This is a genomic window from Paenarthrobacter sp. NPDC089322 (assembly GCF_040684895.1).
In the GTDB taxonomy this organism is placed as follows: domain Bacteria; phylum Actinomycetota; class Actinomycetes; order Actinomycetales; family Micrococcaceae; genus Arthrobacter.
On the sequence record NZ_JBFBGW010000002.1, the window covers coordinates 1 to 26826 of the forward strand.

24 protein-coding genes and 1 pseudogene are annotated in these 26826 nt (G+C 64.4%); 12 read left to right on the top strand and 13 right to left on the bottom strand.

Annotation, left to right across the window (positions count from 1 at the left end; translation table 11 throughout):
* Positions 1 to 779: pseudogene (locus AB0N65_RS02075) on the bottom strand (hypothetical protein); the annotation flags it as partial.
* 450 nt (positions 780 to 1229) lie between these two features.
* Between AB0N65_RS02075 and AB0N65_RS02080 the strand changes: the two are divergent.
* Both AB0N65_RS02080 and hrpB read left to right on the top strand, forming a co-directional pair.
* Complete coding sequence (locus AB0N65_RS02080; protein WP_364157028.1) at positions 1230 to 2273, top strand: NAD(P)-dependent alcohol dehydrogenase; 1044 nt, start codon at positions 1230 to 1232, stop codon at positions 2271 to 2273.
* Between the two features lie 103 nt (positions 2274 to 2376).
* The gene (gene hrpB / locus AB0N65_RS02085; protein ID WP_364157031.1) at positions 2377 to 4992 is read left to right on the top strand and encodes an ATP-dependent helicase HrpB; all 2616 of its coding nucleotides are present in this window, start codon (positions 2377 to 2379) and stop codon (positions 4990 to 4992) included.
* Between the two features lie 7 nt (positions 4993 to 4999).
* Here hrpB and AB0N65_RS02090 read toward each other — a convergent pair whose 3' ends face one another.
* Positions 5000 to 6628 carry an amidohydrolase family protein gene (locus tag AB0N65_RS02090; protein WP_364157034.1) on the bottom strand — a complete coding sequence of 543 codons (1629 nt, stop codon included), beginning with the start codon at positions 6626 to 6628 and terminating at the stop codon, positions 5000 to 5002.
* On the bottom strand, positions 6618 to 8075 hold the full coding sequence (locus AB0N65_RS02095) for an APC family permease (protein WP_364157037.1): 1458 nt from the start codon (positions 8073 to 8075) through the stop codon (positions 6618 to 6620). Before AB0N65_RS02095 ends, AB0N65_RS02090 begins: the two co-directional genes overlap by 11 nt.
* 150 nt (positions 8076 to 8225) lie before the next feature.
* Here AB0N65_RS02095 and AB0N65_RS02100 point away from each other — a divergent pair, with 150 nt between their 5' ends.
* The 3 genes from AB0N65_RS02100 (at position 8226) to AB0N65_RS02110 (ending at position 11906) form a co-directional block, all read left to right on the top strand.
* Positions 8226 to 8843 (top strand): TetR/AcrR family transcriptional regulator C-terminal domain-containing protein, encoded by a 618-nt coding sequence (locus AB0N65_RS02100; RefSeq protein WP_364157040.1) that lies wholly within the window; start codon positions 8226 to 8228, stop codon positions 8841 to 8843.
* A 29-nt stretch (positions 8844 to 8872) separates the two neighbouring features.
* Positions 8873 to 9631, top strand: a complete 759-nt coding sequence (locus AB0N65_RS02105; RefSeq protein WP_364157042.1) for a M50 family metallopeptidase — start codon at positions 8873 to 8875, stop codon at positions 9629 to 9631.
* Positions 9632 to 9809: 178 nt separating this feature from the next.
* Positions 9810 to 11906 (top strand): elongation factor G-like protein EF-G2, encoded by a 2097-nt coding sequence (locus AB0N65_RS02110; RefSeq protein WP_364157045.1) that lies wholly within the window; start codon positions 9810 to 9812, stop codon positions 11904 to 11906.
* Positions 11907 to 11909: 3 nt separating this feature from the next.
* On the opposite strand, the gene AB0N65_RS02115 is transcribed toward AB0N65_RS02110, so the two are convergent.
* Complete coding sequence (locus AB0N65_RS02115; protein ID WP_364157048.1) at positions 11910 to 12575, bottom strand: alpha/beta family hydrolase; 666 nt, start codon at positions 12573 to 12575, stop codon at positions 11910 to 11912.
* Between the two features lie 114 nt (positions 12576 to 12689).
* On the opposite strand from AB0N65_RS02115, the gene ligD reads away from it, so the two are divergent.
* The 3 genes from ligD to AB0N65_RS02130 all read left to right on the top strand — a co-directional run bounded on the left by ligD (position 12690) and on the right by AB0N65_RS02130 (position 14871).
* On the top strand, positions 12690 to 13715 hold the full coding sequence (gene ligD / locus AB0N65_RS02120; protein WP_364157050.1) for a non-homologous end-joining DNA ligase: 1026 nt from the start codon (positions 12690 to 12692) through the stop codon (positions 13713 to 13715).
* A 96-nt stretch (positions 13716 to 13811) separates the two neighbouring features.
* Positions 13812 to 13967, top strand: coding sequence for a hypothetical protein (locus tag AB0N65_RS02125; protein WP_364158019.1), 156 nt, complete (start codon positions 13812 to 13814; stop codon positions 13965 to 13967).
* 19 nt (positions 13968 to 13986) lie between these two features.
* Positions 13987 to 14871, top strand: a complete 885-nt coding sequence (locus AB0N65_RS02130; protein WP_364157973.1) for a serine hydrolase domain-containing protein — start codon at positions 13987 to 13989, stop codon at positions 14869 to 14871.
* Between the two features lie 16 nt (positions 14872 to 14887).
* On the opposite strand, the gene AB0N65_RS02135 is transcribed toward AB0N65_RS02130, so the two are convergent.
* The 6 genes from AB0N65_RS02135 to AB0N65_RS02160 form a co-directional block, all read right to left on the bottom strand.
* The gene (locus AB0N65_RS02135; protein ID WP_364157053.1) at positions 14888 to 15508 is read right to left on the bottom strand and encodes an L-threonylcarbamoyladenylate synthase; all 621 of its coding nucleotides are present in this window, start codon (positions 15506 to 15508) and stop codon (positions 14888 to 14890) included.
* 20 nt (positions 15509 to 15528) lie between these two features.
* Complete coding sequence (locus tag AB0N65_RS02140) at positions 15529 to 16377, bottom strand: ABC transporter permease (RefSeq protein ID WP_364157056.1); 849 nt, start codon at positions 16375 to 16377, stop codon at positions 15529 to 15531.
* Complete coding sequence (locus tag AB0N65_RS02145; protein WP_364157976.1) at positions 16367 to 17389, bottom strand: ABC transporter ATP-binding protein; 1023 nt, start codon at positions 17387 to 17389, stop codon at positions 16367 to 16369. The genes AB0N65_RS02140 and AB0N65_RS02145 overlap by 11 nt, the downstream gene beginning before the upstream one ends.
* On the bottom strand, positions 17376 to 18440 hold the full coding sequence (locus tag AB0N65_RS02150) for a DUF2092 domain-containing protein (RefSeq protein WP_364157059.1): 1065 nt from the start codon (positions 18438 to 18440) through the stop codon (positions 17376 to 17378). Before AB0N65_RS02150 ends, AB0N65_RS02145 begins: the two co-directional genes overlap by 14 nt.
* A gap of 158 nt (positions 18441 to 18598) precedes the next feature.
* The gene (locus AB0N65_RS02155) at positions 18599 to 19669 is read right to left on the bottom strand and encodes an SIS domain-containing protein (protein ID WP_364157062.1); all 1071 of its coding nucleotides are present in this window, start codon (positions 19667 to 19669) and stop codon (positions 18599 to 18601) included.
* A gap of 40 nt (positions 19670 to 19709) precedes the next feature.
* The gene (locus tag AB0N65_RS02160; RefSeq protein WP_364157065.1) at positions 19710 to 20612 is read right to left on the bottom strand and encodes a BadF/BadG/BcrA/BcrD ATPase family protein; all 903 of its coding nucleotides are present in this window, start codon (positions 20610 to 20612) and stop codon (positions 19710 to 19712) included.
* 116 nt (positions 20613 to 20728) lie between these two features.
* Between AB0N65_RS02160 and AB0N65_RS02165 the strand changes: the two genes are divergently transcribed.
* Positions 20729 to 21490 (top strand): GntR family transcriptional regulator, encoded by a 762-nt coding sequence (locus tag AB0N65_RS02165; protein WP_364157068.1) that lies wholly within the window; start codon positions 20729 to 20731, stop codon positions 21488 to 21490.
* Here AB0N65_RS02165 and AB0N65_RS02170 read toward each other — a convergent pair.
* Genes AB0N65_RS02170 through kynA form a run of 3 tightly spaced genes read right to left on the bottom strand, consistent with a single transcriptional unit; the run spans position 21477 to position 24496 of the window.
* Complete coding sequence (locus AB0N65_RS02170) at positions 21477 to 22325, bottom strand: PaaX family transcriptional regulator C-terminal domain-containing protein (RefSeq protein ID WP_364157070.1); 849 nt, start codon at positions 22323 to 22325, stop codon at positions 21477 to 21479. The two genes, AB0N65_RS02165 and AB0N65_RS02170, sit on opposite strands and share 14 nt — an antisense overlap.
* Complete coding sequence (gene kynU, locus AB0N65_RS02175; protein ID WP_364157073.1) at positions 22322 to 23560, bottom strand: kynureninase; 1239 nt, start codon at positions 23558 to 23560, stop codon at positions 22322 to 22324. The genes AB0N65_RS02170 and kynU overlap by 4 nt, the downstream gene beginning before the upstream one ends.
* Before the next feature lie 36 nt (positions 23561 to 23596).
* Positions 23597 to 24496 carry a tryptophan 2,3-dioxygenase gene (gene kynA, locus AB0N65_RS02180; protein WP_364157076.1) on the bottom strand — a complete coding sequence of 300 codons (900 nt, stop codon included), beginning with the start codon at positions 24494 to 24496 and terminating at the stop codon, positions 23597 to 23599.
* Between the two features lie 150 nt (positions 24497 to 24646).
* On the opposite strand from kynA, the gene AB0N65_RS02185 reads away from it, so the two are divergent.
* The 3 genes from AB0N65_RS02185 to AB0N65_RS02195 all read left to right on the top strand — a co-directional run bounded on the left by AB0N65_RS02185 (position 24647) and on the right by AB0N65_RS02195 (position 26766).
* Entirely contained in the window at positions 24647 to 25153 is a 507-nt protein-coding gene (locus AB0N65_RS02185; protein ID WP_364157079.1) for an HAD domain-containing protein, read from the top strand.
* Positions 25154 to 25342: 189 nt separating this feature from the next.
* Positions 25343 to 26548, top strand: a complete 1206-nt coding sequence (locus tag AB0N65_RS02190; RefSeq protein ID WP_364157082.1) for an inorganic phosphate transporter — start codon at positions 25343 to 25345, stop codon at positions 26546 to 26548.
* Entirely contained in the window at positions 26545 to 26766 is a 222-nt protein-coding gene (locus tag AB0N65_RS02195; protein WP_364157085.1) for a hypothetical protein, read from the top strand. The genes AB0N65_RS02190 and AB0N65_RS02195 overlap by 4 nt, the downstream gene beginning before the upstream one ends.
* Positions 26767 to 26826 lie beyond the last annotated feature (60 nt).

Sequence of the window (26826 nt, forward strand, 5' to 3'; positions counted from 1 at the left end):
GCGCGCAGGAACTCTGCCGCGTTGCGGTACCCGTCATCCAGGACCGCGGCCGTGTCCGCCGTCAAAGGGACCGCCGTGGCCCCTGCACCCGCCCCACCCGCCAGCACCCCACCCGACGGGACCGCCCCCGAGGCCGGGACCCCACCCGCTGGACCCGCCGCACCCGGGATCGCACCCGCCGCCGCGAGGACTCCATTAGCTGTGTCTTCGGTGGTGGAAGGGGCTGCGGTGTGGGTTTCGGTCCGTCCTGTGCGCCAACTGGTGCCTGCCGTTGTTGCCCGTTGTGCGTGGCGGGCTTCGTTGCGGGTGCGTTCGACGGCGTGGGCGGCGATGATTTGCAGGTATTCCACGGTCCGGGAGATTTCCTCGACGGTTCCGGCGAAGTTAGCCGCTTCGAGGAAATCAAACCCCCGGGCCTGCCCGGCGGCGGACTCCCGTGCCTCATTCAACGCGGAAACGCCGTCCTGCAGCAGCTCAGCCAGCCCCTCCACAGCCAGTGGCGGCTCTACAAGCGCCGCGTCAGCAAGCTCCCGCCCAGCCAGCGCTTCCCCCTGCCTAGCCAGCGCCTCGGTAACCGTCGCCGGCGAGCCAACCGGTAACTCCTCTACAGACCAGACTTCCGGCCCTGCCGTCACCCCGGCGGCAGGGCCACTGCCCCGGGAGCCGGGTACCGGCGTCGTGCCCTTAACCCCAAAGCCCTGCGGAACCGCGGCAAACCGCCCAGGGACAGCACCGGATGAAGCCCTCCCTTGAGCCGGACTCTGCGCTACTACTCCCATGAATCAAGCCTGACACCGCGCCCACGCCAAGCAACCACGCCCATCCGCGTATGTGGAAAAGTCCACCAACTTTCCAGCGCCGTCCAGCACCGCCGCCCGGCACACCACTTTTCAGCGAGTCCGACCACGCACGGACGCCAATCCGGTACTTATTCTCGTCGGTCACTGGTTCACCCCTCGTGGCCTCCGAACCGTCCGGTCCGCCACGCCTCCCCACATGCCCAGATGGTATTTGAAGTCTTCCGGCGCCGCACCGTGCCAGTGCCATTCCACGGGCGGAGTGCGAATCGTGTCCCCGAGTCCGCTGCTGCCCAACCCGTCGGCCAAAACCGTCCGCCTTCCATTCACAAGGGTGGCCCTCCCAGTACCAGTTACAGCAGGAACTCCCAGTCCCTCAAGAAGGCACAGTTAGATGGAAGCATCCAACAACGTGCATCACGCAGGAGAAACATGCCTACCGCTTTCGCTTATGCTGCCCCTTCGGCTACGGGCGACCTTGCCCTGACCACCATCGAACGTCGTGAGCCCGGTGCCCACGACGTCCACATCGAGATCAAGTTCGCCGGTATCTGCCATTCAGACATTCACACCGTGCGCGGTGAGTGGGGCCCGCAGCAGTACCCGCTCGCCCCTGGCCACGAGATCGCGGGCATCGTCAGAGCGGTAGGCGCGGACGTAACCAAGCACAAGGTCGGCGACCGCGTTGGCGTCGGTTGCATGGTGAACTCGTGCAGGGAATGCTCCAACTGCCAGGCAGGCGAGGAGCAGTACTGCCTCAAGGGAAATGTAGGAACCTACGGTTCGGTTGACCGTGACGGGACCATTACGCAGGGCGGCTACTCCAGCGACGTCGTCGTGAACGAGGACTTTGTGGTGGGCATTCCCGAGGCCCTGGACCTCGACGTCGCTGCCCCGTTGCTGTGCGCCGGGATCACCACGTACTCGCCCTTGCGGCACTGGGGTGCCGGTCCGGGCAAGAAAGTCGCCGTGGTAGGTCTCGGTGGACTTGGCCACATGGCCGTAAAACTGGCACACGCCATGGGTGCCGAGGTCACGGTTCTTTCGCAGTCTCTGAAGAAGATGGAAGACGGCCTCAACCTCGGCGCTGACCACTACTTCGCCACGAGCGATCCTGCCACGTTCGAGCAATTGGCCGCCAGTTTCGACCTCATCGTCAACACCGTCAGCGCATCCATCGATATCAGCTCCTATATCCAGTTGCTGACTCTTGATGGCACGCTCGTCAATGTGGGAGCTCCGGCCGAACCCCTGCCGGTTAACGTCTTCTCGCTGATCATGGGGCGCCGTTCGTTTGCAGGATCCGCCATTGGCGGCATTCGCGAGACCCAGGAGATGCTCGACTTCTGCGCCGAGCACGGCTTGGGTGCCGAGATCGAGGTAATCCCGGCCCCGAAGATCAACGAAGCGTACGAGCGTGTCCTTGCCTCGGACGTCCGCTACCGCTTTGTCATTGACACCTCCACCATCGGCTAAACAGCGGATAAGGCCCACGCTTCAAGCCGCAGGCAAATGGCCGCAGGCAAGGGCGTGGCCTTTCGCGTCCGCCCGGCACGCCGGCAGCAGGGACAATAGTCTGGTGACTTTTGGACTGGACACCATCGGGGCGGGGCTGGTCTTTGCCGATTCCCTCGAGGCACTGCGGACCGCGCTGGAGAAACAGGGCGACGGCGGCACGGCAGTTGTGCAGGCACCGCCCGGCACGGGTAAGACCACTTTGGTGCCACCCTTGGTGGCCAATCTGGTTTCAGTTCGGCACCACGGTCAGTCACGTGTCGTCGTCACCCAGCCCCGCAGGGTGGCCGCAAGGTCGGCGGCGCGTCGGCTGTCGGTGCTGGACGGTAGCCGGTTGGGAGGCCGTGTCGGCTTTACCGTCCGCGGGGAGAGCCGGACCAGCAAGGACACTGTGGTGGAGTTCGTGACGCCAGGCATCCTCCTGCGGCGCCTGTTGTCTGATCCCGGGCTCGAAGGTGTCCATGGCGTGGTCCTGGACGAGGTCCACGAACGTGGCCTTGAGACGGATCTCCTGGTGGGCATGCTCGCCGAAGTCAGCGAACTCCGGGGCGATCTCACCCTTGTGGCCATGTCCGCGACGCTGGACGCCCAGCGCTTCGCGGCGTTGCTGGGCGCTAGCGCGTCCGACGGCGGCAGGCCTGCCCCCGTAGTCGACTGTCCTTCCGCTTTGCACCCCTTGGACGTCGAGTGGGTCCCGGCCCCGGCGCACCGGATGGATGAACGCGGCGTAGCCCGCAGCTTCCTGGATCACGTGGCCGCGACAGCGGCCACGGCTCATGCGGCCGCCCTCGCTGGTAACCCGGACGTCGACGCCCTGGTCTTCCTCCCGGGCGCCCGTGAAGTGTCCGACGTCGCTGCCCGGCTGCGCGGTAGGGTCAGGGGTGTTGAGGTTCTTGAGTTGCACGGGCAGATTGCGCCGGAGGCCCAGGACCGTGCTGTGTCAGGACGGAAACCGGGCGATCTTCCGCGCATCATCGTCTCCACTGCCTTGGCGGAATCGTCCCTCACCGTACCGGGCGTGCGGTTGGTCATCGATTCCGGTCTTTCCCGGGAACCGCGACGTGACGCGAGCCGTGGCATGTCCGGCCTCGTGACCGTGTCATGCTCCAAGGCTTCGGCAGAACAGCGGGCCGGCCGCGCCGCAAGGCAAGGGCCTGGCAAGGTTGTGCGCTGCTACGACCAGCAGGCCTTCGCCGCCGCCCCGGACCATCAGACAGCCGAAATATCCGTCGCCGACCTCACCGGCGCCGCCCTGCTTCTCGCATGTTGGGGTTCGCCGGCAGGCCAGGGGCTCAGCCTTCCATCCACACCGCCCCGTGCCGCCATGGATGACGCTGTGGAGGTGCTCCGTGAGCTGGGCGCCGTCTCCGCGGAGGGAACCATCACGGAATTGGGCAAGGCTTTGGCCCGTGTCCCCGCCGATCCCCGCCTTGCCCGCGCTTTGCTTGACGGCGCGGCTGTGGTGGGAACACGTGCCACCGCAGAAACAGTAGCTTTGGTCGCCGGTGACCTGCGCCCGGCGGGTGCCGATCTCAGCGCACTCCTGGCCAATCTGCGTCGGGGATCAGGCCCGGACGCCAGGCGGTTCGCCGAGGAAGCCGGACGCATGGAGGCCATCGCCCGACAGGTGGGTACCGCCGTCGTTCATCCATCGCCGGAATCCGCAGTTATGGCCGGGGAAGCGGCCGGCTTCGTCGTTGCCTTGGCGTTCCCTGACAGGATTGCGAGGCGCGTCCCCGAGGGCAACAGCTACCTCTTGACATCCGGAACCCGTGCCGGGCTGCCCGCGGGCAGTCCGCTGACGGGTCACGAATGGCTGGCCGTTGCCGAGGTCTCCCGCGCGCAGGGGCGTGACGCTGCAGGAACCGGCGCTGTGATCAGGTCCGCAGCTCCGCTGTCCGGGGACCTCGCAGTGGCGGCGGCTCCGGAGCTGCTGGTGGATGCGGTCCGGGCACAGTTTTCCGAGCGCCGAGTCACTGCGAAGCGGGAGAGAAAGTTGGGCGCAATAGTGTTGTCCTCCACTCCGGTCCGGCCAAGTGCGGGGGAAGGTCGCCACGCTGTCGCAGAGGCCTTGGCGAAGGCCGGGCTGGCGATGATTGGATGGACGGGGCCGGCGGATACACTGCGTCGGCGGCTCGCATTGTTGCATCGGGAGTTGGGACAGCCTTGGCCTGATGTTCGCGAAGCAGCGCTCCTCGCCGGCGTGGAAGAGTGGTTGGCTCCCGAGCTCGAGGCGCTGGCCGGCGTCACCGCCACGAACGGCATTGACCTGACTGACGCGCTTCGCAGGCTTTTGCCGTGGCCGGAGGCTGCACGTTTGGAGGCCTTGGCGCCGGAGCGGCTCGAGGTGCCGAGCGGCTCGCGAGTGCGCATCGATTACCCGGAAGTTCCGGATGGAGGAACGGATTCCGACGGCGGCAGGCCGGTTGTGGCGGTCAAGCTCCAGGAATGCTTTGGCTTGGACCGCACGCCCCGCCTTGTCGACGGCCGGGTGCCGGTCTTGTTTCACTTGTTGTCGCCGGCAGGCCGACCGCTGGCGGTGACGGATGATCTTGCCTCTTTCTGGTCCGGACCATACTCCCAGGTCCGGGCCGAGATGCGTGGGCGCTACCCCAAGCATCCCTGGCCCGAAGATCCCTGGACGGCCCCTGCCACAGCCAAGACAAAGAACCGGATGTAGGCCAGGATTAACCCAACCTGTCCAGGCTGAACTGGATCTCGCCATCCACGAACGTGCCTACTACGTTGCTTGAGGCGAGTTCGTCCGGAGCAGCGGCCAGCGGGTCGAGCTCAAACGCCGTGAAGTCTGCCCGTTTGCCCACCGTGATGGAACCGGACACCTCCCACAGCCCGGCAGCCTTGGCGGCGTGTGAGGTGTAACCCTCAAGGGCCTGAAGCGCAGTAAGGGCCTGGCTCGGCGCGATGGGCTGCTGCTCGGGGTGCCCTGAGCGCCGCCGCAACCGGGCATCGGCGATGATGGGAAGAGGTTCGTAGGGTGCAATCGGCCAATCGGAACCCATCGCAAGAGTGACGCCCGCGTCCCGGAGATCCCGGCAGCGCCACGCCCGGTCGGCGCGGTCCTTGCCGAGCCGGGTGGACCAGTTGTCACTGTGGTCTGCAAGTGAATAGTGGGTGCAATGCGTTGGCTGCATGCTGGCCACGACTCCGAGGGCCTTGAAACGCTCCACCAAATCGTCGGGGACGGTTTCGATGTGCTCGATTCTGTGGACGGCCCGGTGTCGTACCGCTTTTGGAAGGGACTCCAACGCGTCCAGCACATGGTCCACGCCGGCATCACCAATGGCGTGGGTTGCCGTGGGAATGCCCCGGGAAGCGAAGTACTCGATAGCGGCTGTGTACTCCTCCGGTCTGGGCCAGAACGGGGCGACTGACTGGCCGTAGACGTCAGGCTCGTAAAGCCACGCTGTGCCGTTGTCCACCGTTCCGTCAACAAACAACTTGATTGCCTCAATGGACCAGCGGCGCCCGCCCACGCCTACAGACCGGGCCAGTTCCGCCCAATCGTCGGCTCCGCTCCCGGGCATGCACCATGGCGCGGTCCGCAGTCGCAGGGGCAACCCGCCATCGTCCTCGAGCGCTTGGAAAAGTGCTGACGATTCGTCGCTGTGGTCCATGACGTGGCCACCTGTGAGGCCGGAGCGGGCGAAGTCCTGCAGCAGGGCGCCGAGCCGCACCTTCCGTTCGGCAAACGATTCCTTGGGAATATGCCGCTGCACGAGCTCCATGGCCGCGGCTTCGAGCAGCATGCCTGTCGTGACGCCTTCAGTATCGCAAACAACCTCGGCGGTCTGGTCGAACTTCCGGGGGCCATGGATCCCCGCGAGGTCCAGAGCGCGACTGTTGGCCAACGCCGAATGCCCGTCGAACAAACGGATCAGGGCAGGCTTGCCACCGGAAACTTCATCCAGCACATTCCGGTGCAGGGGCACGGAGCCAAAAGCGTTGGGGTTCAGGCCCCACCCACGCAACCAGCCGCCGTCGTTTGCCGCTTCGTCCGCCAGTAAGGCGCGTACTTCGTCAAGCGTCGCGGCCCTGGTCAGGTCACAGCCGACAGTCAGGTCCAGCCCGAAGACCGGATGGATGTGACCGTCCACAAGCCCCGGCGTGAGGGTGGCGCTGCCGAGGTCGACGACGTTGGTGTCGGCGCCTCGCCATTCCTGGGCGTCCTGCCGGCTGCCGACGGCGGCAATCACCCCGCCTCTGACGGCAACGGCTTCCACGGGACGGCTAACCCCGGTTCGGTGTTGGTCGAGGGTATGGACAGTATCGGCCAGGACGATCAGGTCAGGAGTCATGGGTTTCAAAGCTTCCAATCCGTGCGAAGACGTAGGGGCGGGCGGTGCGCAGGCTGCGTGCGATCAGCAGCCCTGCCAGGAAAACAACGGGTGCTACGAGCAGGAGGATGGTGTTGGTGAGGGCGTCGGCGAAGGTCAGGAGTTCGATGTTGATGGCAATCAGCGCCACGACTCCGAAGAGCAGGATGGCCGATGCCACACTCAGCGGGATGAGCAGACGGTTGGTCACGGCTGCCGGGTTTCGCCGCAGGTACATGAAGGCCGCCACGGAAACAAGCCCCTGCAGCGCGACAATGCCGAAGATCCCGGGAGTATTCACCCATATCAGCAACTGCTGGTAGGGGTCGGCCCCGGCGACCGCGCAGATGGTGATGACGATGGCGGCGAGCACGGTCTGGATTTGTCCTGCGCGGTGCGGGGACTTGTACTTGGGGTGCGTTTTGCCCAGGAATGAGGGAAGGACGCCGTCCTTGGCCAGCATGTACACGTAGCGGTTGATGGCGTTGTGGAAGGCCAATTGGGAGGCGTAGACGCTCGTGACGATGAGGATGTACATGACGACTTCGGCCCAGGGACCCACGTAGTGGTTGATCGTGGCGAAGAACATGCCGTCGGCGAGTTCGCCGGCGGCCGCCATGACGTCGCCCTCCCCGAAGGCCTGGATCACGGTCCACACTATGAAGGCGTAGAACACGGACATAAAGCCCACGGCGATGTACGTTGCCCGCGGGACGGACTTGTCCGGATTGCGGGCTTCCCGCCGGTAGAGAACCGTGGATTCGAAGCCCATGAACGCTGCGAAGCAGATGGCCAGGATAGCCAGGACGCCGGGGGTGAACGCATGTTGCGGCGCGAAGGAAGCAAAGCTGATGCTCGTGGCGCCGCCGCGGGCCAGGATACCGGCTCCCATGATGGCCAGGATGGCCGTCTCGGCAATCAGCAGCACGCCAAGGACTTTGGCACCGACGTCGATGCCGCGATATCCCAGGAGCCATACTGCGGCGATTGCGGACAGTGCGACGGCGGGCCAAGGCACGTCCCAGCCGAAAAGCGTCCTGAGCATCGCCTGGGTTTGGACTGCGAAGAGGCCGTAGACGCCGATTTGGAGGCAGTTGTAGGAGACGATCGCCAGGATGGCCGCTGCGAGTCCGACGGTTTTCCCCATGGCCAAAGTGATGTAGGTGTAGAAGCCGCCTGCTGCTTTGACGTGCTTGGTCATGGCCATGAACGAGACGGCGAAGATCAGCAGGACGATCCCGGCGGTGAGGTACCCCATGGGGGCGCCAATGCCCCCGATGCCGATGGCTACCGGGGCCACGCCGGCCATGACGGTCAGTGGAGCTGCCGCGGAAATCACCAGGAAGGCGATGCCGCCGGTGCCGATGGCATTTCGTTTGAGCCCATTGCCGGCGTCGGCGGCCGGTGGGCGGGTTTCGGTGTCAGACATAACGTCCTCAGGTCTTATGCAGGGAGTTTTCGGGGGGCCTCGAGTTAAGCGAAAGGCTTTCGTTTATAGTAGGGCTTTGTGATCGGAGGCACAATACCTTTCGGCCAAGTTCTGGTTAGAGTCGTATCTACACCATGATTGGAGACCCCCATGCCGCGCCCTCTGGTTCCCCTCATATCCATCGACGCCTTGGTAACTGCTGCTTTGGAGCTGGTGGATGAAGCCGGGGACTTCAGCCTTCCCAAACTGGCCAAGAGGATCGGCGTGAGCCAGTCGTCCATTTACAACCATGTGAGCGGGCGTGAAGAAATCCTTGAGCTCATGCGCGGGCGGATCATCGGCGAAAGCCCCTACACAATCGAAGAAGGACAGGATTGGGAGTCCGCGCTCAGGAGCATCGTCCGGAGTTACCGTGACGCCTTCGCCCGCCACCCCAGGCTCGCGCCGCTGATGGTGTTGCAAACAGTCCAGCACCCGCAAGTACTCGCCCTCTACGAAAACCTCGCGGTGGCATTGGAGAGTGCGGGTTTCCGGGGGCAGGACGTCGTCTCGGCGATATCAACCATCGATAGCTTCGCGCTGGGCTTTGCTTTGGACCTGGCCGCCCCGGATGTTGTGTGGGCTCCGCCCCCGCAGGGATATCCCGCCCTGACCCAGGCCCTCACCCATGCCGGCCCACCGGAGCGGCGAGGGTCAGCAGCCTTCGATTTCGGCTTGGAGATCCTCGTTGCGGGCATCCGTGCACGCCTGCAGCCGAGCGTGGTTTGACTCCCAGACTTCTTCCGTAGTATTCGACGGTGACAATCAGCGCAATCGATCCTGCCAAGCTGCCGGAAACCTGGTGGGGCTCCGTGGTCCGTGGCTTCACTGAAACGCACACCACCGCAGTGCCTCTCCCGGCGCTGTTGGGCATTGTGGCGTGCGCCGTGGTCCTGAGCGTCCCGCGTGTCACCTGGCGTTGGTTCGGGCTGTACGTCACGTTCGTCCATGAACTGGGCCACGCTTATGCCGCGTTGATGACGGGCCGCTTCGTTCATGGCCTCCGCATCGGGCTTGACCATTCCGGACGCCTTGTCAGCAGCGGCCGGAGTGCCTTCGGCGCCGCGTGGTCCGGCTTTTGGGGCTACCCGGCCCCGGCGGTCGTGGGATGTGCCCTCATTGCTGCCGTTTCCGCGGGGCGGTCCGGCGCCGCCATGTCCATCGGTGCCCTGACCCTCCTGTTGTCCTTGATTTTCCTGCGCAACCTCACAGGGATCCTGGTGGCCGTCATCAGTGCCGCGACCGCCCAGGCCATGCTGCTGTTTGCGACTCCCACGCTGGTCAACTACTTGGTCCTTGCGTTAGGGATTGCCCTCACAGTGGGTGCCGTGCGTGACCTTCTCAAGCTCGCCGGCGTCCATACCCGGCGCAGGGACCGGCTTGCTGCCTCTGACGCATACATCCTGGGCCGCACAACAGGCCTCCCGGCCTACGCATGGCTTGCCGGATTCACCGCAGTCATCACTGGTTGCACCGTCGCCTCCTTGTGGCTGCTGTGGGGAATGATTTCCACCTGAGCCGGCAGCATCCGGCCTATCGGCCACCCGCTTCTGCCGCGTACGACGGCGGTCGGTCGCCTTTTCAGCGCAACTGACCCTTGCCCTGTGGTCACTTGAGGGTGTCCAATCCTCTTACACGTTCGAACCTGTGGATCGGTCGAACTCCGAGCTTGGATAAGACACCCAGGAGGTGCCCATGTCCGTGAAGGGCGCACGCGAGGCTGCCAAGGCTGGACCCGGCACACCCGAAAGCCGCCGAAGCGACAACGGCACGTCGCTGGCTGCCAACGACCCCGCCAAGATACGCAACGTAGCGCTTGTGGGGCATTCCGGCGCCGGCAAATCGATGCTGGTTGAAGCATTGTTGGCTGCGACAGGAGCCATCACCAGGATGGGGTCGATCGCCGAAGGCACGACTGTCAGCGATTCGGACCCTTCCGCCATCCATCAACAACGGTCGGTCACACTCTCTGTGGCACCCATCATGGTGGGCGACGTCAAGGTCAACCTGATTGACACCCCCGGGTACACCGACTTCACGGGGGAGTTGCGTGCAGGACTAAGGGCCGCCGATGCGGCCCTTTTCGTCGTTTCCGCCGTCGACGGAATTGATGGCGCCACCATAGCCCTGTGGGCTGAATGCGAGAGAGTGCGCATGCCGCGGGCGGTGGTGGTCAGCCGCCTGGACCATCCGCGCGCGGACTTCAGTGCCGCCGTCGTACGCTGCCAGGAAGCCTTCGGTGAGTCCGTCCTTCCGCTGTACCTCCCGCACGGTGACCGGCTGATCGGGGTCCTCCATGATGCAGGCAACGAACCTGCCGGGGAGGAATCTGCGGTGGAGGAGGCCAGGGGTCCGCTGATCGAGGGCATCATCGCGGAGAGCGAAGACGAAACACTCATGGACCGCTACCTTGGTGGGGAAGAACTTCCCCTTAGCGACCTGGTGAAGGATCTCGAGACCGCAGTTGCCCGGGGGTCCTTCTTTCCCGTAATGCCAACCTCCGCCGAAACCGGCCTGGGGCTGCCCGAACTCATGTCGCTTCTCACGGACGCGCTGCCTTCACCGCTGGAACGGGTGGCACCCCCGGCCATGAAGCTCGATGGATCGTCCCTGAAGCCGCTTGAGTGCGACCCTGACGGACGCCTTGCCGCCGAAGTAGTGCGCACCACGGTGGATCCCTTTCTGGGCAGGGTGTGCCTGGTCAGGGTCTTTTCGGGGATGCTGCGTGAGGACTTGTCCATCCATGTTGGCGGGAGGGGACTGGCTGACAGGGGACATGAGGACCACGACAGCGATGAACGCGTCACCCATCTGTATTCGCCCGTCGGGTCCAGCCTCAAGTCCGTGCCCCAATGCATCGCCGGTGACATCTGCGCCATCAGCAAGCTGGCCACCGCCGAAACGGGAGACACTGTCTCCGACCGTGAGGCCCCGCTGCTCATCGAGACGTGGAACATGCCGGAACCGCTCATGCCTGTTGCCATCGAAGGAGCTTCCCGCAGCGATGAGGACGCCCTGGCAAAGAACATCGGAAAGATCGCGGCGGCGGATCCTACCCTCCGGGTGGAACGCAACCAGGACACGCACCAGCTCATTCTCTGGTGCATGGGCGAGGCGCACGCCGAGGTGGTGCTGGACCGGCTGCGCAGCCAGGGGGTAAAGCTGCAGACAGTTGACGTGATCACGCCGCTGCGCGAAACCTTCGCCGGCAAAGCTGCCGGACACGGCCGCCACGTCAAGCAATCCGGCGGACACGGGCAGTTCGCCATCTGCGACATCGAAGTGGAGCCCCTGCCGCGCGGTGAAGGGTTCGTCTTCGCCGACAAAATTGTGGGTGGCGTCATCCCCGGAACGTTCGTGGCGTCCGTGGAGAAAGGCGTCCGTTCGCAGATGCTCAAGGGCGTGTCCGCAGGGTTCCCGGTGGTGGACATCAAAGTGACGTTGGTTGGCGGAAAAACCCACAGCGTCGATTCCTCCGACGCCGCCTTCCAGGCCGCTGGTGCGCTGGCCCTGCGCGAAGCTGCGGCAACGGCCAAGATCCAGCTGCTGGAACCGGTCTCCGCCGTGGTCATCAGTGTCCCCGACGAATATGTAGGGGCGGTGATGAGCGATCTGTCGGGCAGGCGGGGCCGCGTCACCGGAACTGCGGCAGCAAACGGCGAAGGCACGGAGATCAGCGCGGAAGTGCCGGACCAGGAACTCCTGCGTTACGCCATTGAACTCCGGGCCCTGACAGCGGGGACAGGACGCTTCCGCCGTTCCTACCTGCGCCACGAACCCGTTCCCAGGTAGCCCCTAGCTGTTGGCACGCAGGAACTGCGCCACCGCCGGCGCCAACGACGCGCCCACTTCCGCAGCGCTGCGCTTGACTCCCTTGACCGCAAACGAATGGTCCGCATCCTCGCGCCACTGCAGTGTCGCCGTCGGGCCTATCTTCGCAATCACTGATTCCAACAGGTCCTTCGTGGCGAAAGTGTCACGGGTGCCTTGGAGGAACAACATGGGCACGGTTACACCGTAGAGGTGTTCGTCGCGCAGTTTTTCGGGCTTCCCCGGCGCGTGCAAGGGGTATCCGAGGTACACGAGGCCATGTGCGGGCATTCCCTCGGCGACTGCCATGGAGGCCATGCGCCCACCGAAGGACTTGCCCGCTGCCCACAATGGTTCGCCGGCGGAAAGCTCTGCGGCCCGTTCCATCACAGCGCGCCACGTGGCGATGGCTGCCGGCGGGCGGTCCGGGAAACGCCGCCCTGCCTCCCGGTAGGGGAAATTGAACCGTAGCGTGCTGACTCCTTCGTCAGCCATGGCAGCGGCGAAGCCCTGCAGGAAGGGGTGTTCCATTCCGGCGCCGGCTCCATGGGCCACCGCAAGCGTGGCAATTGGCTTCCCCGGACGGATCAGGAGCGCGGAGACCTCCGTATCTCCGACGGGAATGGTGAGCGCGGTTTCAGAGTTTGGCATGTATCCATCATGGTGCAGTGATGTCCAGGCCGCCGCCACGCCCTGCGCAAACACGCCCTGCAAAATCGGGCGGGGGTGCTGACGCGCAGGGCCTTCACAGGGTAGCTTGTGGCCATGGCGAGCGAATCAACCACAATCTCCGTGCCCGGACCGGACGGCCCCCGCGACGTTCGGATCTCGAGCCCCGGCCGCGTGGTCTGGCCCGATGCCGGTCTCACCAAACTGGACCTCGCCAACTATCTGGTGGACGTCGGAGAGGCTTTCGTTGCAGCCAACGGAAACCGGCCGGTGAGCCTCCAACGCTATTCAGGCACCATCGAGGGGGACATGTTCTTCTCGAAGAATCCGCCCAAAGGCGCACCCGAATACGTCCGCTCGGTCACGGTCACCTACCCGAGCGCGCGTTCACATCCGCAACTGGTGATCGACGAACCCGCGGCTGCTGTCTGGGCCGCGCAAATGAACACCATCGTGTTCCATCCATGGGCGTCCCGGGCGAACGATCCCGACAACCCCGACCAACTGCGCATCGACCTGGACCCCCAGCCCGGAACGGACTTCGACGACGCCATACCGGCCGCACTGGAGCTGCGCTCCGTGCTGGACGAGGCCGGGCTGACGGCCTTCATCAAAACGTCCGGCAACCGGGGCCTCCACGTCTACGCTCCCATCCACCCCAAGCATGAGTTCCTTCAAGTGCGGCACGCCGTCATTGCAGCGGGCCGGGAGCTGGAGCGCCGGATGCCGGAGAAGGTCACGACGGCCTGGTGGAAGGAGGAACGGGGTACCAGGATCTTCGTGGACTTCAACCAGGCCAACCGGGACCGGACCATTGCCGGTGCCTACAGCCCGCGGGCAGTTTCCCGGGCGCAGGTGTCCTGCCCGTTGACATGGGATGAGTTGGAGAACGCGGACCCCGCGAAGTACACCATCAAGACTGTCCCTGATCGCTTGAAGACGATCGGTGATCCCTGGGCAACCATGCACGACAAGCCGGGGGACATCGATGTCCTGCTGCAGTGGTGGGAGCGGGACGTCAAGAATGGCCAGGGCGAGATGCCGTTCCCTCCGGAGTTCCCCAAGATGCCGGGCGAGCCCATGCGGGTGCAGCCCAGCCGGGCCCGGAACCCCGAGGAGTAACCGGGGAGCCCGTGTGCAGCGAGGTTCGCCCGGAGGTTTGGTGGCCGCGGCTATCGCTTGCGGAGTGCTCTTCTGTGGCTCCACGGGGTTGACCGCTTGCACGGGGGAGCCATCGCCCGGCCCGTCATCGCCGACCACGGTGGCCCCACCACCAGCGACGAAACGTCCGACGGCGGATCCTCCGGCGGAGTCAACGCCCCCTGCGGCGCCCACGCCCTCTGCGACCGGGACGACGACGGCTGCCTTCCGTGAACTGCAGGCGAGCCTTGAGCTGTTCAGCCGGGAGATGATCCAACAGGGCGCGCCGTCGGTACTTATCGAAGCGAGGGCCGGCCGGCAGTCCTGGAGCCACGCGGCCGGAGCGCGGAGCCTGGACGGGCGGGTTCGGGTCCAGGCCGACGACGTTGTGCGCCTTGGTGGGCTTGCCCGGACCATGGTGGCTGTTTCCGTGTTGAAGCTCGTCGATGCGGGCAGGGTGCGCCTTGATGATCCCGTTGCCATCTACGTTCCGGAAGCCGGGGTCCCTGCGCAAGCCCCGCTCACCGTCCGGCAGGTGCTGGGCCGGGCACCTGGCACCTCGGGTGGCGGGCTGTCCGACGATGACATCCTCCGGATCCTGTTGGAGCGGACACGGGGGTTTCCGCTTGCAGATGTACTGCGGACGGACATCGTGGAACCCCTGAACCTGCGTTCCTTGGTGATGCCGGAAGGTGGCCCGGCTCCGGCGAACCTGGTCCACGGCTACGCCGTCGTGGACGGTAACACTGTGGATGTCACCGGTTCCTTGCCGTCCGGAGGCGTGGGCATCATCGCCAGCGCGGCGGATGTCTCTACCTTCTATGCCTCGCTGTTGGGAGGCAAATTGCTCTCGCAAGCGGGCCTGGTGGAGCTGAAAGGCCCGGTTTTTGCCGAGTACGGTCTGGGTCTGGACCACTGGCACGACAGGTGCACCAATGGCTCGTACTACGGCCATGCTGCGGACATGCCGGGTGGCGCCCTCATCTCGATGAGCAGCGCCGACGGCAATCGCCAACTGACCATCGCCGTCGCCTCTCCGCCGGCGCCGTTGTCGACGCGACCTTCAGCAATCGCCCTTGAGATCACGGGGCTCGCACAGGTTGCCTTGAACGGAAGTTGCCGTTTCCAGTTCCGCTGAGGTGCCGTCGGCGCGCCTACTCGAAGCGCGAAGGGTCACCTGTTCCCCGCCGGACGACTTCGGCGCTGCCGCTGGAGAAGTCGATCACGGTGGTTGGTTCAGAACCGGTGTCGCCGGAATCGATGACGGCATCAACCTCATGATCCAGCCGTTCCTTGATTTCCCATCCCTGTGTCAGCGGCTCATCCTGGTCCGGAAGCAACAGTGTGCTGGAAAGGAGTGGCTCGCCCAGTTCCGCCAGGAGCGCCTGGACCACTTTGTGGTCCGGAATACGCACGCCTACGGTCTTTTTCTTGGGGTGGAGCAGGCGTTTGGGTACGTCGCGGGTGGCGGGAAGGATGAAAGTGTAGCTCCCCGGAGTGACGGCCTTGATGCTCCTGAAGACGTCGTTGTCGATCATGACGAACTGTCCCATTTGGGCAAAGTCCTTGCAAACCAACGTGAAGTGGTGTTTGTCGTCCAGTTGCCGGATGGTCCTGATGCGATCCAGGGCCTCCCTGTTTCCAAGCTGGGCACCCAATGCGTAGCAGGAGTCTGTGGGGTAGGCGATCAATCCGCCGTCCTGCAGCATGTTTACCACTTGGCCGATGGCGCGCGGTTGGGGGTCTTCGGGGTGGACGTCAAAGAATCTGGCCATGTGACGAGCCTACGCCAAAGCTAGGACAGGACGTCCTTGTTGGAGAACTTGGCGTAGGCCAAGGCACCGCAGACTGCGATGTAGCCGGCCTGGAGGATGGCGTTGTCCCCGAACGACGTCCACGATACGGGTTGCCTCAGCAGGTCCGCGAAGCCAAGCCAGTGGTGGCTGAACAGCCACGGGTGCAGCCATTCAAGTTGGGGAAGGTTGTCCAGCACTTGCGATACCACCGAGAGGACGATGGTGGCCGCCATGGCGCCTACGGGCACGTCAGTAAAGGTGGAGATGAGCAGGCCGATCGCGGACAGGCCCAGGAGGGAAACCGTGATGTACGCAGCAATCAGGAGTGATCTCAGGATGGACTCTCCCACCCCTATCGTGTCACCGGACAGCAGCGTCACAGGACCGACGGGAAAGAAGACGACGCCGGCAAGGGCACCTGACGCTGCGACGGTTGCCGTCGCGGCGCAGCAGAAGGCCATGGCCCCTGCATACTTGACCATGAGCAGGCGGATCCGGCCGGCCGGGGCCAGCAGGAGGTACCTTAGGGTGCCGAGGTTCGCTTCACCGGCCAGGGTGTCCCCGGCGACCACCCCGATGGTCAGGGGAAGGAAGAGGGGAACACAAACCACCATCGCTGTCACCGCCACGAACAGGCCGTTCTGCGTGATGCGGTCCAAAAACAGCGGACCGCGGCCTGGCGTCACCGGCCGCGCTGAAAGTTTGACGGCAAGGGCAATCAACAGCGGTACAGCTGCCAGGGCCAGCAGCATTGCCCAGGTGCGCAGCCTCCGGAAGAGCACGGAGAGTTCCGATCCCAACAGGGCCCAGCCAACTCCGGGACGGGCGCGAACAGCTTCAGCCGACAACGTCGAACCCCTCTCCGGTCAAGGACACGAAGCGATCCTCCAGGCTTGCGTTCTCCACGGAGAACCCCCGCACACGCACGCCGTCGGCGACCAAGGCGGCCACAATGGCTTCCGGTTCCACGCCGTCGAGCCCGGTCCCCAGCAGTGCACCGGTTTCCTGACCTGGTGCGCGGCCGCGCCCCGCGGTGGCTCCCGGTGCTTCGCCGGGGACCAGACCAAGGCGGGTCAGGACCCTGGCCGCACGGTCGACGTCGGGCGTTCTGACCAGAACGTGCGCCTGTCCGGCAGACCGCAATTCGTCCAAGGGACCTTGGGCCACCAGCCGTCCGGCACTCATGACGCCCACATGCGTGCACATTTGTTCCACCTCGGCCAGCAGGTGGCTCGACACGAATACGGTGGTGCCGCCGGCAGCCAGGGAACGGACCAAAGCGCGGACTTCCCGGGTGCCCTGGGGGTCCAAACCGTTGGTGGGTTCGTCGAGTACCAACAGTTCGCGGGGCCTGAGCAGGGCGTTGGCCAGACCGAGCCTCTGCTTCATCCCCAACGAGTACGCCCGCACCTTCTTCCCGGCAGCATGAGTCAGGCCCACACGGTCCAAAGCTGCATCCACCCGCCGGCGCCGTGTCGACGAGGCTGCATGCCTGTCCGCGGAATCCAGCCGCATCAGGTTGGCCGCTCCGGAGAGGAACGGATAAAACCCCGGTCCTTCGACCAACGCCCCGACATCGGGCAAGACGGAGGCAAGTTGTCGCGGCATCTCCCTGCCCAGGACCTTGATCTCCCCGCTGTTCGCCGACGCCAGTCCCAACAACACGCGGATGGTTGTGGTCTTCCCGGATCCATTGGGACCCAGGAATCCGAAGACGGCGCCCCGCGGCACCGAGAGGTCAATGCTGTCCACGGCGGATCGGTGGCCGAACCGCTTCACCAGCCCGCGGGTCTCAATGGCAAGCGTATCCGTGGCACCGCCCTGCGCAGCTGCCCCGGACGGCCCCTCACCCGGCGGCAGCGGCTGACTCAAGTCGGTCCAAAGGAACCATGCCGGCGTAGACGCGGCCGTCGTCGAGAATCAGGATGCTGAGCAGCGACGTCGTCATCGCCCGGCCACCGTCCGCCGGTTGGAAGGCTTGGGCGAGTTGGGGATTGGACGTCAATTCAGGCGGAGCCGATCCAGCCGGCAACGCAATGATCGCGTCCCAGGCCTTGCCCGTAAAGGAAGGGCCGTGGGAAAACATTGGTGGGGCAGGGGCGTCCGCTTCCGGCATGGGCATGGCGGGCGGAAGTGGCTTCGCCGGGAGTGTCTTTTCGGTGACGCTGGCCCCCGGTGGGGGAGTGAACTCAAACAACTCAGCGTTAGGGGCGGAGAGATTCAGTTCCGTGTAAGCAAGAGCATAAGCGGGTTCCGCCTGCCCGTTCGCACGGATCTCCACGCCCAGCGGCAAACCGGTTTCCGAATCGACGTCGATGGACACCGAATCAACCAGGGTTTCCGTACTGCGCGGGTCAAGGTGCAACCGGTAGGCAGTGCGACCTGCCACCATGGAAGCCGCGCCCACCGTCACCTCGGTGGAGGAATCGATCGCCTCAAGGAAGCGGCCTGCCATGGCTTCCGGCGTCGGCAGCCCGGGACGTACCGGCTTGGACGGCGCAGCCTCCAGGTCCTCCATGGTGGGACGAGGCAAAGTGACGTGGGTGGCGCTGTTGTCTGCGGAATTGTAGAACCAGGCGTCGGAGCCGTTGATGATGAAGTCCCGCTCGGCCATACGGTCTAGAATCTGCAGCCTCGCCTTGGACGGGGCATCCACATACACGCGTGCCGTGTGCGATCCCGTCAGGAACTCAAGCGCGGTCCCGCTTCCGGGTGTAATTCCGGGACCGGGGCTGGGTGCTTCCGGAAGCCCCAACTCCGCAGTCTGCTGCACCGTGCCGGACAGTGCACGCACTTCGGTGCGGGCGATCATGGCAAGGATCTCTTCGGCTGACTTGGGCGGCAAGGAAACCGTAGCGCCGGCTTGGACAGTACCAACCAGTGCCGCAAGGGCGAGCGCAAGGGGGATCAAGAGAGCTGGCAGCCACCGCTGCCTGGCCCGCGACATTATGACCAACCACCGCACGTGCAAGGCATGAATCCAGACTACTCCGGTTGCCTGCGTGGATCATCCGTCGCGTGGTTGGATGCGGACGGATGATCCCGCGCACCCAACCCGCGACGGCGGGATTACCAGGTTTCGGTGACCTTCAGCAGTCCGCGTGGAGCGTCGGGATCGTTACCACGCTCCACGGCCAACTGCAGAGCCAGCCGTTGGAGGGGCAGGATCTGAAGAATGGGGGAGACCTCTTCAGCCACGCCGTTCGGCAATGGCAGAACCGGGCCACCAGGCAGGGCGGCCGCGGGGTCGCCCACCACGCACACATGGGCTCCCCGCTCCGCAAGCCGGTCCAAAACGGGGCGCATGGCTACGCCACCAACGCCTTCGGGAACAACCGCAATCACCGGATGCTGCGCATCGATCATCGCGAACGGCCCGTGCAGGAGGTCTGCCCCGGAAAACGCCTGGGCAGGCAAATATGACGTCTCCATGAGCTTAAGCGCGCCCTCGCGCGCCGTTGGGTACGAATACCCCCTGGCCGTGGTGATGATGCGGTCGGCGAAACGGTAACTTCCCGCAACATCCTCCACGGACCTGTCAGCAAGGACCCGGGCAGCCAGATCCGGCAACCCCGCGGCCGCCGCGCCCGAGCCACCACGCCACGCGTCAATCAACAGCCACAACGCAAGCAACTGCGCGGTGTAGCTCTTCGTGGCAGCGACAGCCTTTTCACTGCCGGCCAAAATATCCACGTGATGTTCTGCACTGATGGCCAGCGGCGAAGCGGGCGAATTCGTTACGGCAACAGTGAGGGCACCCAGCCGGCGGGCGGCCGCCGTCGACTCCACCAGATCCGGCGAGCCCCCGGACTGACTCACCGCCAACCACAGCACACCATCCAACCGGGGCGTTGCGCCGTAGGCGGTCAGGGTCGACGGCGATGCGAGCCCAACCGGGAGGCCAAGGCTGATTTCGATGAGGTACTTCGCGTACAGCGCTGCATGGTCACTAGTGCCCCGTGCTGCGAGGAGGACGAACCGGGGGGAAGCCTTCCTGATGACCTCTGCCATGGCCACGAACTGCCGGTGGCCGAAATCCAGCAGGCCCGCGAGCACCTCGGGCTGCTGGCCGATCTCGTCGGCCATCCTGAAACCGGAGACCGGTTGCGAAATCTCTGGGGAGGTGGGAGTGATGGTCATGGTTCCTGTCTGTCGTTGAATGGGGTGACATCCCCTGGGGTTAGGACTGGATCAGTTGGTGGGCGAGTTTCACGGCACCATGGACCGGGGGATGCCCAAGAATGCGGATGGACGACGGGTCTTCAAGCGCGACCTTCCGGGCAACGGCGTCGGCCAGTTGCGGCTGATTGACCAGAAGGCCACCTGCCATCACCAGCGGCAGTTCGAGGCCAAGTTCGCCCAGCACCTGCCGGGCCAAGGACGCCAGGGAATGGGCTGCCTCCGCCTGGATTCGCAACGCCGCCGGATCACCATCCACGGCAAACCGAAGCACCAGCGGGGCAAGCCCCGCCCAGTGGTCCGGTTCAGGCCTGCCATAGAACTGGTCCATGAGCTGCAGGGCGTCTGCGCTCGCCGTTGCCGCCATGACGGCTTGGACCAGGGGGCCAGGTTCGAGTCCGGCATAGTATTCGCGCAAAGCTTCACGGACGGCGTCGCGGACTACCGAGTAGCCCCCGCCTTCGTCGCCCAGCAGGTAGCCATAGCCGCCGCTGCGCGCTTCCTGCCCGTCACTGTTCCTGCCCCATGCCACGGAACCGGTCCCGGCAACAAGGACCGCTCCGGCGTCGAGATCCGCAGCGGCGAGGACGATCCGCGTGTCATGGACGACATCGATCAGGGCACCGGGAAAGTGCTCGCTCAGGAGCGCGGTCAGTACCGCCCTGCTGGCGGGAGTGTCAGCGCCTGCTGCTCCAGCGCACACGGCGTCAATGCCGCTGCCGACTTTAGTTGCGATACGCCGCAGCACGGCGTCGGCTCCCCGGTGTCCCACGGAGGACAGGTTGGCGCTGGCCTCGGTGATCCCGGCGTCGGCAGGCTGTCCGCTTTCCTCGGGTCCGCCGTCAGATCTGACTGCGTGGGTCTTGGAGCCGCCGATGTGCAGGCCGAGCACGGCCGGCTTCACGGCCGAACCTCTTGGATGGTGTCCCAATACGCTTGTGTATGTGCCATGGGCGATCCTTTCGTCTCGGCGAACACACCCAAGATTGGCATAGACCAATCCTGCTGTCTACAAGTAGGATGTCCAATATGTCCACAGATGCCCTGCCGTCGACCCCCAAGTACTACGTCCTCAAAACCGAGGTACTCAAGCTCATTGCCGGAATGCAGCCTGGCACGCTCATCCCCACGGAACGAGCCCTCGCGGAGGAATACAGCACGTCACGGACAACGGTTCGCCAAGCGATCAGCGAACTGGTGGCTGAAGGACGGCTGGGCAGGATCCAAGGCCACGGCACCTTTGTGGCGCCGCCCAAGATGACGCATGTCCGGCAGCTCACCTCATTTTCGGATGACGCAAGGAACCAGGGTCTGCGTCCCGATTCGAAGCTCCTCGCCCTTGTAGTGGTGAAAGCCGACGCCCAAGTCGCTGCTAACCTCGGGCTGGACCAGGGGGACCCCGCCACCCGGCTGGAGCGCATCCGGTTGATTGAGGGGGAGCCGCTGGCGCACGAGGTCGCCTACCTGCCCGGGAAGCTCCCGCGTTTCAAGGCGAACCTTGCCAAAGCGGGCTCGCTGTATGCCGTCCTGGCCGATGTCTACGGCATCCGCATTTCAGATGTCGAAGACACCGTGGAGACCGCGCTGGCGGGACCCGGGGATGTTCGGCTCCTCGGCATCGAGATGGGAGCTCCGCTGCTGGTGGTCCAGCGCTTGGCACGGGACGCGGCGGGTAAACCCGTGGAATGGACCCGCAGCACGTTCCGGGGAGACCGGTTCCGCTTCGTGTCCCGGGTGAAAAGCAACCAGGACCACCAGAGCCAATCAGTCAGGAAACCGTGACGCCAAGCATGGCGCGCACATACTCTGCGCTGGGTTCCGCATAGCGGTGGAGAACCTGGTTGAACAATGCGGCGCCCTCGGCACCCGGCCAGTCTTCGGGCAGGAAAGCGGCCGGCAAGCCGGGGTCAAGGTAGGGGATGATCCGCCAACGGTCGATGCACTGGACGTAGATGGAGAATGCTTCGGCAGTCGCTTCCACTGCGGCGGACCCGGGGGCCACCGCCGCGCCGTGCTCGCGAACGAAGTCCCTATGGAGGCCTGCGACGGCATCAAGGTCCCACCACTTTGCGGCAGCATCCTGCAGGTTCCCGCCCACCAAGGGCGTTTGCGTCACGAAGATCGTGGCCATATCCCGTAGCTCCAGGTCCGTCAGGATCTCTTCCACTTCGCCCCGAAGCGTATCAGGGCAAATCCATAGTCCGGCAGCAACGGTTCCGCAACCGATCCAATGGAGCCGCCGCCGCAGCTGATGCCGCTTCTCCCGCTCCGTCTCGGGGATCGAGAAGGACACGAGGCACCACGGATCCGATTCGGACATGGTGCGGGGGGTGAAGATCCGGCGGTCACCGCGGGCCAGCATGGCCGCTGCACCGTCAGTCAGCGTGAAACCAGGGATGCCGTCCGGCGCCTCCTGGCGCACGACGTCCTTCTTCCGCAGGCGGCCCAAGGCGGTGCGGGTCACCGTACCTGATGTGCCCAGTGCTTCCATGAGGCCCACAATGTCCTTGGTTGACATCCAGCCTCCCGCATCGCGCAAATACAGGCCGATGACTGTTCGCAACAATGACGTTGTACTCCCGGGCCGGGAGTCCATGTCATCGAGTACGGCGCTCACAGGAGTTCGGTGAGGGCATCGCGGATGGCCGTAAGTCCCAGCTCAACCTCGGCGAAGCTCGTGCTGAGCGGTGACAAACCGATGCGGAGCCCATGCGGAGGGCGGAAGTCCGGGATGACGCCTTTCTCCCACAGCTTGGCAGTAACGTCCTTGAAGAGCGGGTGGTCCACGGTGACATGCGAGCCGCGTTCGACGGCGTCACGGGGGCTAACGATAGTAACGCCAAGCGGCACCAGGAACTCATCGGACAGGGCGATGGCGTATTCGGTGAGCTTGATGGACTTTTCCCGGACGGCGTCCATGCCTACGGAGGCGATGAGTTCCACCATGTCCTTGATCGGTTGCATGGCCAGGACGGGTGGTGTCCCCGTGATGAAGCGGCGGATACCCTCGGCGGGCCGGTAGGAATCCGTCATGCCAAACGGGTTGTCCGCACCCATCCAGCCCCAGATAGGTTGCTGCAGGCTGTCCTGTTGAGAGGCGTTCACGTAGGCAAACGCAGGGGAACCCGGACCGCCGTTGAGGTATTTATACGTGCACCCGACCGCGAGATCCACACCCCACGCGTCCAGTTCAAGGGGTACGGAGCCCACGGAATGGCATAGATCCCACAGCATCAGGGCGCCGGCCTCGTGGACCTTATCCGTGATTGCCTTTGCGTCCGCCAGGAACCCCGAGCGGTACGCCACGTGGCTGAGAACTACGACGGCGGTCTGCTCGCCCAGCAGCCCGTCCAAATCGGCGGCGCGCACGCCGCTCGCGGGGTTGGCTGCAATCCATACGATGCTCGCCCCCCGTTCTTTGGCAATCCCCTCAATGATGAAGCGGTCCGTCGGGAAGTTGTCACGGTCGATGATGATTTCGTTCCGTCCGGGCCGGGCATCGACTGCGGCGCGGATTAGCTTGTAAAGCATCACGGACGTCGAATCACCCACGGTGACCTGCCCGGCGGCTGCCCCCAAGGTGACTTCACCAATACGATCGCCCACGCGGGTGGGTTCGTCCATCCACTGCTCGTCCCAACCTCGGATCAGCCGGCTTCCCCAGGCGTCATGGACGAAGGACTGGAGGTTCGCGGCCGTCGCCTTGAGGGGGCGTCCGAGCGAGTTGCCGTCGAGATAGGAGGTGAGTTGTCCGGCGTCGGGCGCAAAGAAAGCATCACGCTGGGCGGCGAGTGGATCTGCGGCGTCCAGCTCGGCCGCCGTTGGCCGCTGGGTTTGCTGGGCGGTGGTCATGGCGTCTCCTGGGAAGTAGTAGGCGAATGGGGGGGCTTAGTTGCCGATTTCGGTGCGGACAGCGTAGAGCTCGGGGAAGAACGTCAGATCCAGGGCACGCTTGAGGAAATCCACGCCCGAAGAGCCGCCGGTGCCGACCTTGAACCCGATGGTCCGTTGAACGGTGCGCAGGTGGCGGAAACGCCAGGCCTGGAAGTTGTCTTCGACGTCCACCAGGTCCTCGCAGGCCTCATACAGTCCCCACGGGGTCTCGTCCGATTCGTAGATCTGCTGGAACACGGGGACAAGGTCCTGCCGGAACGTCCACGGTTCACTGGTGTCGCGTTCGCGGATATCGACCGGAATGTCGTAACCGGCGCGGGTGAGCACCCCAAGGAAGGCGTCGTAAAGCGTGGGTTCGGTCAGGAGTGTGCTCAGCAACTCATGGGCCTGGGGATCGCTTTCGAAGACCCGCAGCATGCCGCGGTTCTTGTTGCCCAGGAGGAATTCGACCGCCCGGTATTGGTAGGACTGGAAGCCTGATGAGCTGCCCAGGAAGCCGCGGAACTGGGCATACTCGCGCGGAGTCAACGTGCCGAGGACGGACCATTGCTCGGTCATCGTGCGCTGGATCGCCTTGACCCGGGCGATGCACTTGAGTGCCTTGCCGAGGTTGTCGGCGTCGAAGAGCCTGCGCGCCTCCAGCAGCTCATGCAGCACCAGTTTGAGCCACAGCTCGCTGGTCTGGTGCTGGATGATGAAGAGGAGCTCGTCATGGTGCTCGGGTTCGCTTAAAGGATGCTGCGAGCTCAATAGCCTGTCGAGGTCCAAGTACCCGCCGTAGGACATGGCGTGGCGAAAATCAGTGCGGACGCCTTCCTCGATGTGGCGGACGCTTTGGGGTGAGTGGCTCTGGGGCGCTTCGTTGCGGGGCGGCTGGATGCGGGGCTTCTCCATACAACCGAGATTATCACTTCCATGACGCACGTCAAGAGAATGATTCAATCCGCGATGAATGCAGCCAACAACCGGGCCGGGCATTCCAGCCGGTGTGTGCTCGCTGTGCCGTAGGCTGAACGTGAACCTCAGGGGAAAGGGGAAGCGGTGATGCCATCCATCGTGCCGGTGTCCGTTTACTTGGATGTCGACGGCGTGGTGAACCCGTTCGGCCCGCAAGGCGCCACGGATTGGGGCGGCGAGTGGAAGATCGCCGATGCCGGAATCGTTGACGTCGCTTTTGCGCCGGAGGCTGTGGCGGAACTCAACGAGCTCGCAGGGCATCCGGCGGCCCGCTTCGTATGGCTCACCACGTGGGAGCGATTGGCTCCCGAATACCTTTGCCCGGCGATAGGCCTCCGCGGACAGGACTGGCCCGTCCTTTCCAGCCAAGGGTGGGATGAAGGACCTGAATGGTGGAAGCTCGGTGCCCTGCAGAAGGACCTTGCCGCCACAGGCGGGGAGCGCTTTGTTTGGGTGGACGACCAACTCGGGTGGGAATCGGACGCCCGGTCCTGGGCGGAGTACCAGCAGGATCGTGTGCTTTGCATCTCACCCGATCCGCGCAAGGGGTTGTCCCGCAGCGATCTCGCAGCTGTCAGGGCCTTCCTGGGGTGACAAAGCGCCCCGGTACGTTTGTCCGCTCGGTGCTTGGCACGTAGGATTCTTAAGGTTTCAAGCCCGCCAGAATGAATTCGGCAAGCGCAGTCAGCTGAACTGTAAATGAACAGTCGCTGAACTATGCTGTGCATGGCAGGCATGGGGAAGTGGAACTGCTGAACGTCGACTCTGCAGATTGGGCAACAGGTGGATATCACCTTCATGGTCGCGCTTGTCATAGCGTTGGCCCTCTTCTTTGACTTCACCAACGGGTTTCACGACACAGCCAACGCAATGGCCACGCCTATTGCCACGGGGGCGATCAAGCCCAAGACGGCAGTCGCCTTGGCCGCTGTCCTCAATCTCGTGGGCGCCTTCCTCTCCACGGAAGTGGCCAAGACCATTTCCGGAGGGCTCATCAGGGAAGGATCCGAGGGCATCCACATCACGCCGGACATCATCTTCGCCGGCCTGATGGGCGCAGTCCTTTGGAACATGATCACCTGGCTCAAGGGCCTTCCATCCAGTTCCTCGCATGCACTGTTCGGCGGCCTCATCGGCGCTGCTGTGGTGGGCATCGGCCTCCACTCGATCAATTTCGAGACGGTGCTGCAGAAAGTCATCCTGCCGGCAATCTTCGCCCCGCTGATCGCAGGCTTGGTGGCCTATCTGTGTACCCGCCTTGCCTATGCCCTGACTTCCCGGCACGACCCCGAAACCGGCGACAAACTGACGCAGAAACGCGGCGGCTTCCGCACGGGCCAGATCTTCACCTCCAGTTTGGTGGCCCTCGCGCACGGCACCAATGACGCGCAGAAGACCATGGGCATTATCACCCTGGTACTCATTGCCGGGGGCACCCAGGCTCCTGGCTCCGGTCCGCAGTTCTGGGTGGTCGCCGCCTGCGCGTTCGCCATCGCAATCGGCACGTATGCCGGTGGTTGGCGCATCATCCGGACCATGGGCTCCGGCCTGACGGAAGTCAAGCCTGCCCAGGGCTTCTCCGCCGAGACCAGCACAGCCACGGCTATCCTGGCGTCGTCACACCTTGGCTTCGCCCTCTCCACCACGCAGGTCGCATCGGGATCGGTCATCGGCTCGGGCCTGGGCCGTAAAGGCACATCCGTCCGCTGGGGTACAGCGGGCAAGATCGCCCTTGGCTGGCTCTTCACCCTTCCGGCATCCGCCGTTGTGGGCGCCTTGACCGCCTTGCTCGTCAACACCGGAGTAGTTGGCGTAGTCATCGCGGCAGTAGTCGGCACCGCCGCCATCCTCGCGATGTTCTTCGCTTCCCGAAAATCCCACGTGGGCCACCACAATGCCGTGGAAGTCGAAGAGGCAGGCCATGCCGTGCGCTTCCGCAAGAAAAAGAAGTCAAGCAAGTCCGCCAGGAACGAGGATGTACAGCGATGAAGTGGTTGGAATTGCTGCAGGTTGGCGGAGTCACTCTCGTAGCTGCTGTGACCCTTGTTGTTCTCTACTCCCTGGGCGTGCGGCTTACGGCCATCGCCGGCGACGCGGGCCAGAAGTCGCCCTCGCTCATTCGTTCCCTTGCCTACATCTGCTTTGGCTTCTGTGGCCTGGCGGTTTTATTCGGCATCTACCTGATCGTGCCGTACTTCGGAAAGTAGCACCCTCTCTGGCAGCAAAGTCCATTCGGGAGAATAATCAGCAGTGTAGTTACACCACTG